The 16,507-nt window shown below is 62.8% G+C and carries 20 protein-coding genes; 11 read left to right on the forward strand and 9 right to left on the reverse strand.

What is annotated here, in order from left to right; all coding sequences use genetic code 11:
• Positions 1 to 18 precede the first annotated feature (18 nt).
• Entirely contained in the window at positions 19 to 912 is an 894-nt protein-coding gene (locus AC1DXU_RS08235; RefSeq protein ID WP_477366828.1) for a LysR family transcriptional regulator, read from the reverse strand.
• Positions 913 to 1,047: 135 nt separating this feature from the next.
• Between AC1DXU_RS08235 and AC1DXU_RS08240 the strand changes: the two genes are divergently transcribed.
• From AC1DXU_RS08240 to AC1DXU_RS08250, 3 genes are all read left to right on the forward strand, one after another.
• Positions 1,048 to 1,449 carry a (R)-mandelonitrile lyase gene (locus AC1DXU_RS08240; RefSeq protein WP_477366831.1) on the forward strand — a complete coding sequence of 134 codons (402 nt, stop codon included), beginning with the start codon at positions 1,048 to 1,050 and terminating at the stop codon, positions 1,447 to 1,449.
• Positions 1,450 to 1,536: 87 nt separating this feature from the next.
• On the forward strand, positions 1,537 to 2,526 hold the full coding sequence (locus AC1DXU_RS08245) for an aldo/keto reductase (RefSeq protein ID WP_477366834.1): 990 nt from the start codon (positions 1,537 to 1,539) through the stop codon (positions 2,524 to 2,526).
• A gap of 79 nt (positions 2,527 to 2,605) precedes the next feature.
• On the forward strand, positions 2,606 to 3,346 hold the full coding sequence (locus AC1DXU_RS08250; protein ID WP_477366837.1) for an SDR family oxidoreductase: 741 nt from the start codon (positions 2,606 to 2,608) through the stop codon (positions 3,344 to 3,346).
• Between the two features lie 16 nt (positions 3,347 to 3,362).
• Here the strand turns inward: AC1DXU_RS08250 and AC1DXU_RS08255 are convergent, their stop codons facing one another.
• Positions 3,363 to 3,971 carry a sulfotransferase family protein gene (locus AC1DXU_RS08255; protein WP_477366840.1) on the reverse strand — a complete coding sequence of 203 codons (609 nt, stop codon included), beginning with the start codon at positions 3,969 to 3,971 and terminating at the stop codon, positions 3,363 to 3,365.
• Positions 3,972 to 4,244: 273 nt separating this feature from the next.
• On the opposite strand from AC1DXU_RS08255, the gene AC1DXU_RS08260 reads away from it, so the two are divergent.
• Positions 4,245 to 4,550, forward strand: coding sequence for a hypothetical protein (locus AC1DXU_RS08260; protein ID WP_477316735.1), 306 nt, complete (start codon positions 4,245 to 4,247; stop codon positions 4,548 to 4,550).
• A 479-nt stretch (positions 4,551 to 5,029) separates the two neighbouring features.
• Positions 5,030 to 7,129 (forward strand): alpha/beta fold hydrolase, encoded by a 2,100-nt coding sequence (locus AC1DXU_RS08265; protein ID WP_477366843.1) that lies wholly within the window; start codon positions 5,030 to 5,032, stop codon positions 7,127 to 7,129.
• Between the two features lie 39 nt (positions 7,130 to 7,168).
• On the opposite strand, the gene AC1DXU_RS08270 is transcribed toward AC1DXU_RS08265, so the two are convergent.
• Both AC1DXU_RS08270 and AC1DXU_RS08275 read right to left on the reverse strand, forming a co-directional pair.
• Positions 7,169 to 7,636: a GNAT family N-acetyltransferase gene (locus AC1DXU_RS08270; protein WP_477366846.1), complete on the reverse strand. Its 468-nt coding sequence runs from the start codon at positions 7,634 to 7,636 to the stop codon at positions 7,169 to 7,171.
• A 175-nt stretch (positions 7,637 to 7,811) separates the two neighbouring features.
• A complete protein-coding gene (locus tag AC1DXU_RS08275; RefSeq protein ID WP_477366849.1) occupies positions 7,812 to 8,426 on the reverse strand; it encodes a LysE family translocator in 615 nt (204 codons plus the stop codon).
• Between the two features lie 199 nt (positions 8,427 to 8,625).
• Here AC1DXU_RS08275 and AC1DXU_RS08280 point away from each other — a divergent pair, with 199 nt between their 5' ends.
• From AC1DXU_RS08280 to AC1DXU_RS08295, 4 genes are all read left to right on the forward strand, one after another.
• The gene (locus AC1DXU_RS08280; RefSeq protein ID WP_477366852.1) at positions 8,626 to 9,012 is read left to right on the forward strand and encodes an ArsR/SmtB family transcription factor; all 387 of its coding nucleotides are present in this window, start codon (positions 8,626 to 8,628) and stop codon (positions 9,010 to 9,012) included.
• Positions 9,009 to 9,542: an SRPBCC family protein gene (locus AC1DXU_RS08285; protein ID WP_477366855.1), complete on the forward strand. Its 534-nt coding sequence runs from the start codon at positions 9,009 to 9,011 to the stop codon at positions 9,540 to 9,542. Before AC1DXU_RS08280 ends, AC1DXU_RS08285 begins: the two co-directional genes overlap by 4 nt.
• A 59-nt stretch (positions 9,543 to 9,601) precedes the next feature.
• On the forward strand, positions 9,602 to 10,075 hold the full coding sequence (locus AC1DXU_RS08290; RefSeq protein WP_477366858.1) for an SRPBCC family protein: 474 nt from the start codon (positions 9,602 to 9,604) through the stop codon (positions 10,073 to 10,075).
• 98 nt (positions 10,076 to 10,173) lie between these two features.
• Positions 10,174 to 10,752, forward strand: coding sequence for a dihydrofolate reductase family protein (locus AC1DXU_RS08295; protein WP_477366861.1), 579 nt, complete (start codon positions 10,174 to 10,176; stop codon positions 10,750 to 10,752).
• Positions 10,753 to 10,829: 77 nt separating this feature from the next.
• Here the strand turns inward: AC1DXU_RS08295 and AC1DXU_RS08300 are convergent, their stop codons facing one another.
• Positions 10,830 to 10,961: a hypothetical protein gene (locus AC1DXU_RS08300; protein ID WP_477316719.1), complete on the reverse strand. Its 132-nt coding sequence runs from the start codon at positions 10,959 to 10,961 to the stop codon at positions 10,830 to 10,832.
• Between the two features lie 345 nt (positions 10,962 to 11,306).
• Between AC1DXU_RS08300 and AC1DXU_RS08305 the strand changes: the two genes are divergently transcribed.
• On the forward strand, positions 11,307 to 11,864 hold the full coding sequence (locus AC1DXU_RS08305; protein ID WP_477316717.1) for an OsmC family protein: 558 nt from the start codon (positions 11,307 to 11,309) through the stop codon (positions 11,862 to 11,864).
• A gap of 59 nt (positions 11,865 to 11,923) precedes the next feature.
• The gene (locus AC1DXU_RS08310) at positions 11,924 to 13,153 is read left to right on the forward strand and encodes an NAD(P)-binding domain-containing protein (protein ID WP_477366864.1); all 1,230 of its coding nucleotides are present in this window, start codon (positions 11,924 to 11,926) and stop codon (positions 13,151 to 13,153) included.
• Positions 13,154 to 13,189: 36 nt separating this feature from the next.
• Here AC1DXU_RS08310 and AC1DXU_RS08315 read toward each other — a convergent pair whose 3' ends face one another.
• The 4 genes from AC1DXU_RS08315 to AC1DXU_RS08330 all read right to left on the reverse strand — a co-directional run bounded on the left by AC1DXU_RS08315 (position 13,190) and on the right by AC1DXU_RS08330 (position 16,437).
• On the reverse strand, positions 13,190 to 14,086 hold the full coding sequence (locus AC1DXU_RS08315) for an ankyrin repeat domain-containing protein (protein ID WP_477366867.1): 897 nt from the start codon (positions 14,084 to 14,086) through the stop codon (positions 13,190 to 13,192).
• 172 nt (positions 14,087 to 14,258) lie between these two features.
• On the reverse strand, positions 14,259 to 14,708 hold the full coding sequence (locus AC1DXU_RS08320) for a CoA-binding protein (protein WP_477368894.1): 450 nt from the start codon (positions 14,706 to 14,708) through the stop codon (positions 14,259 to 14,261).
• Positions 14,709 to 14,713: 5 nt separating this feature from the next.
• Positions 14,714 to 15,085 (reverse strand): 2Fe-2S iron-sulfur cluster-binding protein, encoded by a 372-nt coding sequence (locus tag AC1DXU_RS08325; protein WP_477366870.1) that lies wholly within the window; start codon positions 15,083 to 15,085, stop codon positions 14,714 to 14,716.
• A complete protein-coding gene (locus tag AC1DXU_RS08330; protein WP_477366873.1) occupies positions 15,082 to 16,437 on the reverse strand; it encodes a selenium-binding family protein in 1,356 nt (451 codons plus the stop codon). Before AC1DXU_RS08330 ends, AC1DXU_RS08325 begins: the two co-directional genes overlap by 4 nt.
• Positions 16,438 to 16,507 lie beyond the last annotated feature (70 nt).

The raw sequence follows: 16,507 nt of genomic DNA on the forward strand, positions 1-16,507 counted from the left end.
CCGCAACCCGCCCGCCCCTCACCCGCGATAGCGCAGCGCCTCGACCAGCACGGCGAAGGCCGGCGAGTGCTGCCGGCGGCTGGGGTAGTAGAGGTGGCAGCCTGAAAAGGGCGGGCACCAGTCGGCGAGCACACGCACCAGCCGGCCATCGGCAAGGTGCGACACCACCTGATCCTCCGGCAGATAGGCCAGGCCGAAACCGGCCAGCACCGCGTTCAGCCTGAGCGCCGAGGTGTTGAACACGAACTGCCCTTCGACCCGCACCTTGAGCTCGCGGCCGTTCTTCTCGAACTCCCAGGCATAGAGCCCGCCATAGGTCGGCAGCCTGAGATTGATGCAATCATACGCCGTCAGGTCCTGCGGCGTCTTTGGCGGCTTGCGTTTTGCGAAATAGGCGGGCGCGCCGACCACCGCCATGCGCATGTCAGGCCCGATGCGCACGGCGATCATGTCCTTTGCCACCTGCTCGCCCAGACGAACTCCGGCGTCGTAGCGCTCGGCGACGATATCGGTGAGGCCATAGTCGACGATGATCTCGACCTTGATGTCGGGATAGTCCGGCAACACCTTCGCCAAAGCCGGCCACAGCACCGTGTCGGCCGCATGCTCGCCCGCCGTGATGCGGACCGTGCCGGCGGGCTTGTCGCGCAGCTCGCTCAGCGCGGCGAGCTCGGTCTCGATCTCCTCGAAGCGCGGACCAATGGTTTTCAGCAGCCGCTCGCCGGCTTCCGTCGGCGAGACGCTGCGCGTGGTGCGGGTTAGCAGCCTGAGCCCCAGCCGCTCTTCCAGCCCTCGAACCGTATGGCTGAGCGCCGACTGCGAAACGCCGAGCTGCGCCGCCGCCCGGGTGAAACTCCGCTCCTTGGCGACCGCCAGGAAAGCGATGAGATCGTTGACGTTCTCGCGCGGCATTCATGAATCCCTCTCATAGGTTCATGCCGATTATACCATCTAATCCGCTGCCACCGTAGCCGCTAAATTCCATCCAACATCAATCATCGGGACAGGCCGGGGCGGACGCCGCGGCCGATCGAAGGACTCCAAAACATGGACATCAAGCGAAGCGGCTCGCAGCCCGCCGGCAAGGAACCGGCAGACTGGTTCACCGGCACCGTCCGCATCGACCCGTTGTTTCCGGTGATCGCACCGGCGCGCGCGGCCGGCAATGCAGTGACGTTCGAGCCGGGCGCGCGCACCGCCTGGCATACCCACCCGCTGGGTCAGACGCTGATCGTCACGGCGGGCTGCGGCCGCGTCCAGCGCTGGGGCGGCCCGATCGAGGACATCCGTCCGGGCGACGTCGTCCGGTTCGAGCCAGGCGAGAAGCACTGGCATGGCGCGGCGCCGACCACCGCAATGACCCACATCGCCATCCAGGAATCGCTTGAGGGCAAGGCCGTCGACTGGATGGAAAAGGTCAGCGACCAGCAATACCAGGCCGCACCCTAGGCGACATGAGTATCGATCATCAGACCTGAAATGGAGAGAGCGACACGGATGTGGCGCGGCCTCCGACAAAACTCGAGGAGCAAGACAATGCAAAAGCGCACACTTGGAAACAGCGGGCTCGAAGTATCGGCCCTTGGCCTTGGCTGCATGGGGATGAGCCAGTCCTACGGGGCGCCGATGGAAACGCCGGATGCAGTCCGTCTGATCCGCTCGGCGTTCGAGCGCGGCATCACCTTCTTCGATACAGCCGAGGTCTATGGGCCGTTCACGAATGAGGCGGTCGTCGGCGAGGCGCTGCAGCCGATCCGCGACCAGGTGGTGATCGCCACCAAGTTCGGCATCGACATTGCAGGTACAGCCGGACATGACGGCATGGACAGCCGGCCGGAGCATATCCGCGACGTCGTCGAGGCCTCGCTCAAGCGGCTGAGGACCGATCACATCGACCTGCTCTACCAGCACCGCGTCGATCCGGTCGTACCCATCGAAGAGGTGGCAGGCGCGGTGAAGAACTTGATTCAACAGGGCAAGGTCAAGCATTTCGGCCTTTCGGAAGCTGGCGTGCGCACCATCCGGCGCGCGCATGCGGTGCAGCCGGTCGCCGCCCTGCAAAGCGAATATTCGCTGTGGTGGCGCGAACCCGAGGAGGCGATCCTGCCGGTCCTCGAAGAACTGGGCATCGGCTTCGTGCCCTTCAGCCCGCTGGGCAAAGGCTTCCTCACCGGCGCCATCGACGCCAACACGACGTTCGACAGCAGCGACTTCCGCAACACCGTCCCCCGCTTTGCGGAGGAGGCTCGCAAGGCGAACCAGGCGCTGGTCGATGCGATCGTCGCGATCGCAACCGAGAAGAAGGTGACCCCGGCACAGGTCGCGCTCGCCTGGCTGCTGGCGCAAAAACCCTGGATCGTTCCGATCCCCGGCACCACGAAGCTCCATCGCCTCGAGGAAAATATCGGATCGTCCACTGTCGCGCTGACGGCAGACGATCTTGCCAACATCGAAAACGCGGTCTCGGCGATTGCCGTACAGGGAGAGCGCTATTCCCCGCAACAGGCGGCACGGATCGATCGCTGAGCGGCCATCCGATCAGGCCAGACTGCCAGCCTCAACCGACGGCGTCAGGCCCGACAAGCAAAACTGGAAGGAAGTCATCATGACCGAGAACATCGAGAACAAGGTGGTCGTCATCACCGGCGCCAGCAGCGGGCTCGGCGAAGCCGCCGCGCGGCTGCTGGCCAAAGAAGCCGCGAAATTGGTGCTGGGCGCGCGACGGCTCAACCGCTTGCAGGCGCTGGCAAGTGAGCTTTCGCTCGGCACCGACGCCATCCTGCAGACCGACGTCACCGATGTCGGTCAGGTTCGTCGTCTCGTCGACCATGCGGTGAAGACGCATGGCCGCATCGACGTCATCATAAACAATGCCGGGCTGATGCCGCACTCGCCACTGGAGCGCGGCAAGGTCGAGGACTGGGACCGGATGATCGACGTCAACATCAAGGGCGTGCTCTATGGCATCGCCGCTGCCCTGCCGCACATGAAGACGCAGAAGAGCGGCCACATCATCAACGTCTCGTCGGTCGCCGGCCATAAGGTCGGGCCAGGCGGCGCGGTCTATGCCGCCACTAAGCATGCGGTGCGCGTCATCTCGGAAGGGCTGCGCCAGGAGGTCAAGCCCTACAACATCCGCACCACCATCATATCGCCAGGTGCGGTAGCGACCGAATTGCCGGACAGCGTCACCGAGGCCGATGTCGCCCAAGGCGTGCGCGCGCTCTACGACCGGGTGGCCATCCCGGCGGATTCTTTCGCCAGGACGGTGGTGTTCGCCATGGGCCAACCCGACGAGGTCGACATCAACGAGATCCTGTTTCGGCCGACGGCGCAGGAATATTAGAGCCGCCAACCTTGCCTCAGCGTTGGCTCAGCGCAAATTCGGTCTGAAATTCCCTGGTGTTGTTGCGATTGGGATAGGGCTGGTCCGGCACCGGAACGCCCAGATGGGCGCACAGGGTTTCCCAGCCGTCGCCGAGATTATGGACCAGCAGCCGCTGCGGCGGCACCGTCGCCACGACAGCGGAGACATTGGCTTCATAGACGGCAATCGCGGTCGCACGATCATGCGCCATGCCGCCAAAAACCTGTTTTGAGATCAAGCAAATGCCCAGCGACTCCTGGTCCTGGGTCTGGCTGATGCCTGACGCGATGGTTTTCTCGAAACTGTGCCACCAGCTTTCCGCCGAGCGCCAGGTCAGGATCACCCGGGCATCGGGATAGACCTCGATCAGTTCGCGCCAGTAGTGCGCCGATGGCCAGTCCATGCAGGACGCATAGCCCGCAAACAGCGCGCTCCAATTAGGCGCGGCACCGTTCGCCAGCGCGCGCCACAGCCGCTTCTGCTCCTCATTGGCGATGACTTCGGACATGTGATGACAGGGACCGAAGCCGAGGATGGTCAGCGCTTCGCGCATCGAATCCGTCCCGGTGCGGCCAAAGCCCGTTCCGATCACCTTGATCGACATCTTTTTCCCCTTGGCTCAAACCCGCCGAGGTCGGTCCTCGGCCAAGACCCTCAGGCGATTTCCCCCGCTGCATGACAGCGACCATGTCCGCCCCCCAGGGAAGCTCTGGGTGGCGTTGAGCAGCAAATCTTCGCTCTTCATCGGCCATACCTGGATGCATCCGGGCCAGATTAGCCGCGAACGACAGAGCTGTCCCGTGCAAAGATCGGTTGACCGGCCTCGACCACGAAGCGACTATTCGGCTCGACAGCCAGACTGCAGGAGGACATGCGAATGGACGAGCCCGAACGGTGGCGGCACATGGCGAGTGCGCCGAGGGATGGTAGCAGGATCCTGGTCACGATCCGGCCATCCGAACAGGGGCCGGCCGAAGTCGACCTCGCCTATTGGTCGCGAGCCGATCAGTTCGGCAGTGAAGGCTGGCGCGCTTCCGACTCGTCTCCGGGACACGTGATTGGATACGCCGAACCGGAACTGAAGTGCTGGATGCCGCTGCCGACAGCCAATCTAAGCCGGGCTTCCATGCCGGCGCCGTGGGAAGGCGAGGACAGCCAGCAACTGGATGGCTCGGGGATTTAGGCTCGCCGGAGCGGACGCCGCCTACAGCGCGCCACCTCGAACCCGTCCAGCTACCGAACTGCTCCCACCAGTTGGACGCAGGTGCCGGAAAAAAGCGCGTCCGACACGCGCTATCCGTTTGCATGTGCCGACCGTGGTGGCCGAGAGATCGAAGCTGGGGATCGTCGATGCCCGCCAGCCCCGCTGCGTCTCAAGATAGCGCGCAAGCGCAATACCATGCCGCAACGGCGCAAACTCGTCGCGCGGTTGCGGGTTCTGCCAGGGATCATCATGCCAGATGGGCCATTCGGTCGGGCGTTGCATAGCGTTTCTCCTGGAACAAGGGCTGCGTTATCAGGGCAATCTCCTCCAGCACCGTGAGAAACGCGGTGGAACCAGCGTGATGGAATCGTGAAAAGCGCCATGCAGGCAGAATCACGGTTGAAATAGAGACCGTGACACGAAAGGATCGCCGCCACATTGTGGCTGTGGCGGATCCGATGACGGCGCCTCATCTTTATCTACTGGGTGGTTTCGACTTTGCCGGCGTCGGGGCCGCAGTTCCCGCCTTCAGCCGCAAGGCGCGGGCGATGGTGGCTTACCTCGCGCTGCAATCCGGACATTCGCAGTCGCGCGAGAAGCTCGCCGCCCTTTTGTGGGGAGGCAACAGCGAGACCCAGGCGCGGATGAACCTGCGGCAGGCGGTTTCGGTCGTCAGCAAGGCCATGCAAGCTTCTGGCTGCGGTCGCTTCCTTAGGGACGGCGACAACGTCGCCCTCCATCTCGATGGCCTCGATTTCGACGTCGTGCGGTTCGAGGCGCTGGCCGCCAGCGCGGAGCCTGAAGACCTCGAACAGGCGCTTGTCGTCTATCGCGGCGACCTGCTCGACGGTTTCGGCCTGAAGCAGGAGCCTTTCGAGGACTGGCTGCGGATCGAGCGCGAGCGCCTGAGGTCGATGGCCGTCGCGGCGCTGGACAAGCTGGTCGCGCACTACAGCGCGACGAACGATCCTGCCTTGTGCGTGCGCGCGGCAGCGCGCCTGTTGGCCATGGAGCCGCTGAGGGAGGACATCCACCGTGCCCTGATGCGCGCCTATGCGGCGCAGGGCCGGATCAATCTGGCGCTCAAGCAATATGAGAGCTGCCGCGACGCGCTGCAGCGGGAGCTCAGGCTGCAGCCCGAGCCGGAAACCCGGCATCTCCATGAAGAACTGCGCAAGCGCCGCATGACGCCGCAAGCCGCCTCGCCATCGCTGCCTACCCAAGACGGCGAGCGCCGCGCATTCGGGGGTGATCCGATGCGCCCCCCGACCCACTACGTCAAATCGGCCGGGATCAATATCGCCTATCAAGTGACCGGCGATGGGCCGATCGACCTGATCCACGTGCCTGGCTGGGTTTCCAATCTCGACCTTGCCTGGGCATCGCCGCGGCTGGCGCATGTTCACCACTGCCTCGGCACCTTCTCGCGCCTGATCCGCATGGACAAGCGCGGCACGGGGCTGTCCGACCGCAATGTCGGTCTACCGACGCTGGAAGAGCGGATGGAGGACGTGCGGGCAGTGCTGGATGCGGTCGGCTCGAAGCGCACGGTCCTGTTCGGCAGCTCCGAGGGCGGCCTCATGTGCATGCTGTTCGCAGCGACCTATCCCGAGCGCACGGCGGCACTCGTGCTCAACGGGGCCTATGCCAGCGGCAGATGGTCGAAAGACTATCCCTGGGCGAAGACGAGCGAGCAGGTGGAAGAAGACCTCGGCTCTGTCGAAAGAGAGTGGGGAGAGGCGGCGGATATGAGCAACGCAGCGCCCAGCCTGATGGGCGACACTGTCGAGAGGGAATGGTTCGCCGCCTACCTCAGGAATTCAGCCTCGCCGGCAGACGCGATTGCGCTCTGGCGCTGGGCGACCGAAATCGATGTTCGCGACATTCTGCCCGCCATTCATGTTCCGACTTTGATAATGCAGACGACGGGCGACGGCTGGATAAAGCGGGAAGAAGGACGCTACCTGGCGACGTATATCGAAGGCGCCAGATACATCGAGTTTGCCGGCCGGGATCACGTGATCTGGGGCGAGAATTCCGATCGGATCGTCGACGCGATCCAGGCTTTCGTCACCGGCGCGTTGCCGGCGGCGACGGTCGAGCGGCTCCTGGTGTCGGTGCTGTCGCTGGAGATGGACGGTCCGCCCGTCGATCTGATGGAGCGGCACGCCGAAGAAATCCGTGGCGAACTGCTCGCTGCCGAAGGCCGCCAGATTAGGCGCTCGGCAAGCGGATTCCTCGCCGTGTTCCAACGGCCGACGCGCGCGATCCAGTGCGCAATCGCGATCCGTCATCGCCTGGGGCAATCCGGTCTCGACGTCCGCGCGGCAGTCCATACCGGCGAATGCGAGCAGCGCGGCGATGACTTTTCCGGCCTCGCGATCGAGCTGTCATCACGGCTGCTCGATCATGCGCGGCCGGGCGAAATCATCGCGTCGCGAACGGTGCGCGACCTCGTGGTCGGCTCCGGCCTGGCATTCGAGGAGCATGGCGAGATGGAAGCAAGCGGGCTGCCCGGCAGCCTGCAGCTCTTTTCCTTGAGGGAGCCGCCGGTCTGACGCTGTGGCGGACGGCGACCTGCGCGGCGCATGTGCAGACTAGCCGGTCGCCATCACCACCTTGCTGACCAGCCAGCAATGCTTGCCGAGGCGGCGTGCGGGCTCGAAACCCTGGCGCTCGAACATGGCAAGTGTTGCATTGTACAGAAAGGCGCCGGGGACCGACCGCCCCTGCGCGTCCTCGGGGTAGCTTTCCACCGTCCCGCCGCCGAGACGGCCGATTTCGCGCAGGGCACCTTCAAGAGCAGCAGCAGCCACCCCCTTGCCGCGGTAGGACTTGTCGACGAAGAAACAGGTGATCCGCCAATCCGGAAGGCTCACCAGCCCGTCGCGATAGGCGCGCTGGTGCTTGATGCGCGGCAGCTCGTCCGTCGGCCCGAACTGGCACCAGCCGACGCAGGCCGCGCCGTCGAAGACCAACGCAGCATGGGTGCGGCCTTCCCGCACCCTGGCCTCCTTGTCCTGGCGGTTTTGCGCGGCACTGATGCCTTTGGCGTGGAAGGCCATGCACCAGCATCCACCCCAGACGCCATTGTGTCTTTCGACCAGCGCGGCGAAGTCGGACCATGTGGTTTCATCGAGAGGTTTTACGCGGAAGCCGGTCATCCTCGTCCCATCGGCTCGGCACGATAGCCGATCTTGCCGGTCTTTTGCGGTCTGGCGCGAGGCAACGGTCGGGCCGCTAATTTCTGAAGGCGATCGTCGCAGCGGCGCCGCCCATACACACGGCAGCGCCGCGATTGAACAGCCGGGTGGCGCGCGGCGACTGCAGGGTCCGGCGGGTTCTCGCCCCGGCGATGGCAAACGGGAACTGAACGGCGGCCAGGATGATTGCGGTGATTGCCAGGAGAATGGGGACATCCATCGACGACAGCGCGTGGATGTCGACGACTGTCGGCAGGATGGAAATATAGAACAGGACGGATTTGGGGTTGCCGAGCGTGATCAGAACGCCCGAAACAAACGCGTTCTTGCCGCTCCGTGTCGCGCCCGCGTTGGCGCCGTCGAATGTTTCGCCGGAGCGCCAGAATTGCACCGCCAGCCAACAGAGATAGGCCACGCCCGCCCATTTGATCGCGATCAGCAGAAAGCTGAAGGTCTCCGCGATGAACGCCAGGCCGGCAAGCACCGTGGCGAGATACAGCACGTCGCCCAGGACCATGCCGACGGTCATCCAGGCCGCTTGCCGATATCCGCTTTTCAAGGCCTGCGCGACAATGGCGACGATCTGCGGACCGGGAATGATCGCGGCGATTGCCAGCGCGCCCGAATAAGCAACAAAGCCCGACAACGTCATGGTCCGCACCTGTCAGTCACGGAGGCTCAAACGCCTCCTGGCGAGTGGAAGCGCCGACAATCCGATCGCTGGCCAGCCCCTGTCAATCCCATGAGCAGAGCGATGCCGCCGCTTTGATCCAGCTGAAACGCTCCGGTCGGTCAAAAATCATTCAACCAAACGGTTGACTATCTAAAAGCGCGTGTCTATATTCAACTATATGGTTGAATTAGAGACGCCCCAGATGGATCAGGTCTTTCACGCTCTCGGCGACGCCACGCGCCGGCACATGCTTCGCGACCTCGCCGGCGGCGAGCGCACGGTGAGCCAGCTGGCGGAACCCTTCGCCATGTCGCTGGCCGCCGCCTCCAAGCACATCAAGGCGCTGGAGACTGCCGGGCTGATCCGGCGCGAGGTGCGCGGCCGCACCCATGTCTGTCGGCTCGAAGCCGGGCCGCTGGCCAGCGCCTACGAATGGCTGAGCTTCTACGAGCGCTTCTGGAGCAGCCGTCTCGATGTTCTCGAACAGCTTTTGCGCGACGAGATCGCGCGCAAATCCCCTTCCCCGCCCACAACGCCAACGCCACCCAAGGGAGACGACAAATGAACCAGATGAAAACATTCGACGGTTACGGCGAACTGATCGAGCCCGCCACCTTGAAGATCGAACGGCTCTTGCCCGGCACCATCGAGCGCGTCTGGGAATATCTGACGCAGAGCGATTTGCGCCGCCAATGGCTGGCGGCGGGCGAGATGGAGATGAAGGCCGGCGCGCCCTTCGAGCTCACCTGGCGCAACGACGAGCTGACCGACCCACCCGGCGAGCGCCCGGCCGGTTTTGGCGACGAGCACCGCATGCAGAGCCGCATTGTCGAACTCGATCCACCGCGCAAGCTGACCATCGCCTGGAGCGGCAGCGGCAACGTCTCGTTCGAACTGGCGCCCAGGGGCGGCGAGGTGCTGCTCACCATCATCCACCGCCGCCTGCCTGACCGCTCGAGCCTGCTGATGCACGTTGCCGGCTGGCACATGCATCTCGACATTCTGGCCGCCCGCGTGACGGCGAGCACACCGGAACCGTTCTGGGACGGCTGGCGCCGCCTGATGACGGACTACGACCGGCGCCTGCCGGCCTGACACGACGCATGAATTTGAAACCCAACCTGCCCACGGGCACAACGAAACAGGAGACAGTCATGACCAGCTTCACCACCACCTTCACCGTCAACCAGAGCCCGGATGCAGCCTTCGCCGCCATCACCAATGTTCGCGGCTGGTGGTCGGAAGAAATCATTGGCCCGACCGACAAGGCCGGCGAGGCGTTCGACTATCGCTACCGGGATCTGCATCGCTGCAAGATCAAGGTGACGGAGCTCATCCCCGGCAAGAAAGTCGCCTGGCGCGTGCTGGAGAATTACTTCAGCTTTACCGAAGACAAGACCGAGTGGACGGGCACCGACATCATCTTCGATATCGCCGAAAAAGACGGCAAGACCGAAGTCCGCTTCACGCACCAGGGTCTGGTTCCCGAGTATGAGTGCTACGACGCCTGCTCGGACGGCTGGAGCACCTACGTCAACGGCAGCCTGAAGAGCTTGATTGCATCGGGCAAGGGCCACCCCAATCTCGGGGAGCCGATGACCGACAGCGAACGGGCTCTCGTCGCCTAAATTATCCCGCCGCCCGGTTCAACCGGGCGAGCCATCCCCTTCTCACATCCTGAACCGATCGAACGTGCTTGCTTCGCGCAAGCCCGATGGAGAACGTCATGCGCAAATTGATCACTGGAATGAAGATTTCCGTCGATGGCAAGATGGAAGGACCCGAGGGTTACGCCGACTGGGTCGACGCCTGGTCGGAGGAGTATGGGCTGATGCCTGAGATCGACGCCTGCCTGCTCGGCGGTGTTATGTACGCCGGCTACGAGCGCTATTGGAGCGCGATCCAGCAGAACGAGCCCGACCAGCCGCTGCCGATGACCGGCAAGCTGGTCAACCCGGCCGAGCTGATTTGGGCCGGCTTCGCCGCCAAAACCCCGCACTATGTGCTGTCGAACACCATGGCTTCAGCAACCTGGCCAACGACGCGCTTCGTGCGCAATCTCGACGACATCGCGGCGCTGAAGGAACGGCCAGGCAAGGACATCTACCTGATGGGCGGCGCCAGAATTACCGCGAGCCTGATCGATGCCGGGCTGGTCGATGAAATGCGGCTGATCGTCTATCCGCTGCTCGCCGGCGACGGCAAGGCGCTGTTTGGCGCCGCGCACAATCGTCGCGGGCTCGAGCTGCGCAAGGTCGAGAAGCTGTCGGATGGGCGCGTGGGCCTAGTGTACGGGATTGGCTGAGGATCCAAAACCCGAAGGTCGGCGTCAGCGAATGGTGGCGGCGCTGACCTTCGGCCCGAAAGGGCCACCGCCTCGCCTTAGAACGGCAGCCGGATCCAGCCGATGTCCTTCTGGATTTCCGGCGGCAGCTCGTCCAGTGCACGCATGGTTTCCTTGCGCTTGCTGGCGCGTTTGAGCGCGGCGCGAATGCGGCCAAGGCTTCTAAACATCGATATCCTCCATATCGCAGCGGCGACAGGGCTGTGCTGCCCTGTCGCGTTGCGCCGGTTTTGTGATGCATCTGTATCCGATCGATTGCGCGAGAACAGTGAAAGACTTCACGAAGCGGCGCCGGCTTGAAACATTTGCATGCAAACTAATCTGGTGCGCGGAATTGGCGTATGGCGGCGCATGCGGCGTCGCAACTCGGTACACGAGGGCGACCATGCCGCTGCGGAAACAACTTGTCGAAACGTATCGCTACCCATACCATGCCCGGCCCACGGTGAAATCTGATCAGGAGGTCAGTGGAATCGGTCGGGTTTTTGAGCCAGTGCAAGGTAGGGAGGATAATCATGGCTTCCGCAGTACAGGCCGACAATGGCGTCAACGTCGAGGCGCTGCTCGCCGCAAAAGAAGCGCTTACCAACGCCCCGGAGGCCGCGCAGTTCAAGTGGCGCGCGGCTTGCGAATGGAAGGATGGCACCCATAGCCACTCGACGGTCGAGAGCTTCTACGGTCTCGGCCAGGACCAGCATCGCAAGACCACCTTTGCATTCGACGCCGATCATCCGGAGGTCTTCGCTTCCCTGGATCAGGGCGCCACGCCTGTCGAGTACGTGCTGGTCGGTCTGGCGAGTTGCCTGACCGCAGGCATCGCCGCGGTTGCCCAGAACCGGAACATCCAGTTGAAGTCGGTGAAGGCGACCATCGAAGGCGACATGGATATCGCGGGCATTCTCGGCATCGACAGCGACGTCCGCAACGGCTTCAGCGGCATCACGGTGAGGTACAACATCGACGCCGACGCCAAGCAAGAAGACATCGAGGCCCTCGTCGCTCAGTCGCAGAAGCGGTCGGCGGTCTATGACATTGTCACCAATCCGACGAACGTCACGGTCGTGGTGAATTGAAAGGCACTTCGAGCCGTAGACTTTCCCGATGAGAGGGTGCGATTAGTTCCGTCACCACAGTGATTGTCGGCGCGGGGCACGCGGGGCTCGCGATGAGCCGCTGCCTCGCGGAGCGCTCTATCGACCATGTGCTGCTGGAGCGCGGCGAGATCGCCCATAGCTGGCGTACCGAGCGATGGGATTCGCTGCGGCTGCTCACCCCGAACTGGCAGAGCCGGCTGCCGGGCTTCCGCTATGACGGCGACGACCCCGACGGCTATCGGACGATGCCTGAGGTGATCGACTTCCTCGGGAACTATGCCAAGGCGATCTCGGCTCCGGTCAGAACACACACGACCGTTACCTCGGTTTGCAGCGACGGGGCGGGATATCACGTGCGCACGGACCGCGGCGAGTGGCGGTGCAGGACCGTCGTGCTGGCGTCGGGCGCCTGCAACATCGCGCGCCTGCCCGATTTCGCCGTCCGCGTACCGCCTTCGGTCACCATGCTGACGGCGCAGTCCTACCGCAATCCGGGTCAGGTCGCCGACGGTGGCGTGATGGTGGTGGGCGCGTCGGCGAGCGGCACCCAGATCGCCCAGGAGCTGCAGCGTTCGGGGCATCAAGTGACCCTGACGGTGGGCGAGCACATCCGGGCGCCCCGCGTCTATCGCGGCAAGGACCTGGAATGGTGGATGGACGCCGCCGGCGTGCTCGACGAGCGCTACGACGAGGTCGACGACATCAGGCGGGCGCGCCGGGTTCCTTCGCTGCAGCTTGCCGGCACGCCCGACCGCACCACCCTCGACCTCAATGCGCTGGTCGACCTCGGCGTCAGGCTCGTCGGCCGTCTCGCCGGCATCACCGAAGACGGCAAGGCCCAGTTTGCCGGGTCGTTGCGCAACATGTGCGCGCTTTCCGATCTCAAGATGGCCCGGCTGCTCGACCTCATCGACGAATGGGCGCGCGACAGCGGCCTGGACGCGGCGGTCGGGCCGCCGGATCGCCTGCCGCCGACCCGTGTCGAGGACAACCCACCGCTCGGCCTCGACCTCGCCGGAGGCGCGATCAGGACGATCATCTGGGCCACCGGCTACCGGCCGGACTACTCCTGGCTGGAGCTGCCGGTCCTCGACCGCAAGGGTCACGTCCGTCACGACGGCGGCGTTGCCGAACATCCGGGCCTGTACCTGATGGGGATGCAGTTTCTGCGCCGCCGCAAATCAGCGCTGATCGACGGCGCCGGCGACGACGCGCGTGATCTCAGCTGCCATCTGGCGTCGTACCTCAGGCAAGGTTCAATCGGCTAGCCGACGCGAGCCCGTAGCAGTAGTTGCACAAGACATTCAGGGCAGCGGGATCGGCTTGTCACTGAGTGTGCGCAAGTAGGCAATTACGTCTGTTCGCTCGGTCTCGTCCGGAACACCAGGCGTCTCCATGTAAACCCCCGGCGTGGTGAGCATGGGCCCAAAGAGATATCTGTTTAGGTCCTCGTACGTCCACACGCCTTCCCAGCCGAGCAAAGCGTCGGAGTAACGCATTTTTGGCATAGAGGCCTTATCGCGGCCGACAACGTTCCACAGGTTCGGCCCCGTCTTGGTCTCCCCCTGCTGCACGGCATTGTGGCAACCGGCACACAGGCGGGTGAAGTGGGTTCGGCCTTTCTCGGCATCGGCAGTAGCCAACTTCATCGAGATTGGAGCTGGCGTGGGCAACACGACGCCGTGCGACATGAGATAGTCGGCAACTTCGCGTTGCCCCTTGAATTTTGCCAGATGGATCGGTGTCTTGCCGTCCTTTGTCTTCGCATTCACGTCGGCGCCGGCCTCGACCAGTGCCTTCACGCAATCGAGGCAACCGAGATTGACCGCGATGTGGATAGCGTTTTCGCGGCTGCGCTTCGAATTTGGATTTGCGCCCGCGTCCAGCAACAGTTTGATCAGGTCGATCCTGCGTTTTGCCAAAGCCGGCATGAGGGCAGGACCCAAAAGCGGTGTCGGGGTGGCGTTGACGTCGGCACCGCGTTCAATGAGCATTTTTGCGGCTGCAAAATGCCCACCCTTGACCGCAAGATAGAGTGGCGTCGCTTTCCCATCGCTCTCATCGACGCCGGCGCCAGCGTCGAGCGCTGCCGTGATCCCCGCGACATCGCCCTTCGTGGCGGCGTCGTGGATCGCGGCGGCATGCGATACAATCGGAATGTGTACAAGCGCTAACAGAACGAAAAGCAAGAACCCGCGCATTAGCATCTCCCAAGGCAAGCCTGAGGATCCGGCACGATTTCAAAACGGCAAAGTCTACCTTAAAATCGCCGATCGAGACAGTGGCTTCGGGTTTGTGAGTCCACGGCCTAGCAGAACCAACGCCAACGCCAAAGGGACAAGCTGGTCACCTGCGAATTCCGCGACCCTGCAATCATATTCCGAGGTGCAGCTTCGGCTTCCAGAACGGGCGGAACAGCTCGATCTTGGGACAGCGGTTCATCACGACTTTCAAGCCCGCCTCCTCCGCCAGCCGGGCGGCAGCGTCATCGCGCACCCCGATCTGGCCCCACAGAACCTTGGCATTGATGGCGATGGCTTCCTGTGCGACTTCCAGCAGATCTTCGGAGCGGCGAAACACCTCGACCATATCGACAGGCCGGTCGATGGCCGCCAGCGACGGGTACACTTTAAGTCCTCGAATTTCCTCCAGACCGGAACTGGGGTTGACCGGGATCATGTCATAGCCGGTTTCGTGCAGCACCCTCAGAACACCATAGGAAAACTTCGTCTTGTCGGGGCTGGCCCCCACCATCGCGATGGTTTTGACCGATTTCAGAATCTCTTGCAGAAAAGCCTCCGGATAGGGCTCATCATGATTCATATGGGTCATTTCTTGTCGTCCAGCGGGGTCGCGATATCGGCTTTCAATTCATGCGCGGCCAGTGGGTCGAGGAAGGGGTTGCGATAAAGCTTGTCGTGGCTTTCAACGCCGACCTCCAGCGTGCAGTCGCTCATGGGCCGGGCAACGCAGAGGATTATGTAGCCATTGTTGATCTGGCGGTTGTTCAGCGCCACCTGCGCCTTTTGATCGACCTTGCCGCTGATTATCTTGGCCGCGCAGCTTATGCAGCCGCCATACTTGCAGCCGTAGGGCAGGTCCACGCCCTGCTCGCGCAAGCTTTGCAAGAGGGGCTTGCGGTGATCGACGTCATAGGCCGCACCGCCTTGATTGGCCAGCGTGATGGTGAAGATGGTCATACCCAGATGTCGCTCGTGCAATCCCCGCCGGGATAACGGGTTTCGTGGCAGCGGCTTGGTCCATTCGGTTCCTTGCCAAAATCAACGACAAATCGCGGATCGATTTCCATGCCGCCATTTTCCGTATCGCAATTGACCATCAGCATGCACCCGCCATTGGTACGGATTTCCGGATAGAACTGATTGTCCCAGGTCGAGAACAGCGAGGTCGTCACATAGAGGCGCCTGCCGTCGAGGCTGAGCTGTATCATCTGCGGCCCGCCGGTCACTTTCACGCCATTGACCTCAGGCGCGCGGCCGAGAAGTCCGCCCATCCACACCTGTCCGGTAAGCTTGGCGTTGTGAGGGTCCGAGATGTCATACTGACGGATGTCGCCATGCAGCCAGTTGCACAGGTAGAGGTATCTATCGTCCATGCTGAGCAGAATGACCGAGATGACGCCGGGGATCGGGATCGGCCATTCGGGATGCGGCTGATTGTCGACATCGACAATTTTTTCCCATTGCCAATCACCCGCCGCGTCCTTCCACCAATGGATGATATTTGCGGAAAGGGCCGCGCCGACAAAACCGTGGCTGCTGTCGGGATCATGATGGAACCGCACTTCCAGCGGGATCAGGCCATCTTCACCGAGGTAGAATGTCTGCTTTGGCTCCTTCTTTTCAAAATCCCAGAAATGGATCTCGCGGCCATACTTCAGATGGCCTACCTCTTCCAGGTCAAAGCCAGGCATGAAAGTGTTGGGCGCGGCCCATTCCGAGCTGACCATCACGTTGTGTCGCGGCTGGTACCAGAAATCATAACCGAACTTGATGCCGCCCATGGAGTTTTCCCAGCGGCCGACAATCTCGAACTCCTTGCTGAGCTGCAAATAGCCGCCGGGAGCATTGCCTTGAGCGTCGCCAAGCATGGAAACGATGATGTCCGAGCCGAGGCAATGCACAGTGTGTGGTGCCGACAGATTGGTCCTGGCTTTGATGTCAGCGCCGTCTATGACCTTGAACAGTGTTGGATTGCGGGGATCGGTACCGCAATCGACAATATGCAGATTGGACGAGCGCACACCCGGCACAATCAGATATTTCCGTTCCATGCTCGCATCGCCATGGCAGGACGAACAGGCATTCCAGCCCGAGTGATGAAGCTCATCGCCAATGCCCGGCATTTGCAGGCGTGAAATCACCTGGCTGTAGGTCGAACTCTCAGGGTCAACGTCGATGGTGCACAAATAGTCCGGCTTCTGAATGCCGGTGCCGGTGTAGATGGCGATCGTATAGAGCAGCTTTTCGCGAGGCGCCTGCATCGCCTCGGCAGGAGAAGCATAGCCCGGTCCACAGCAATGATTGGTCATGGGTACGTCCCCATTTGAACAGATCGCTGGCCAGCCCCAAGGGGGTCAAGCTGGATGTTAATGCATGCTT

The organism is Mesorhizobium sp. P3_A10, from assembly GCF_056403175.1.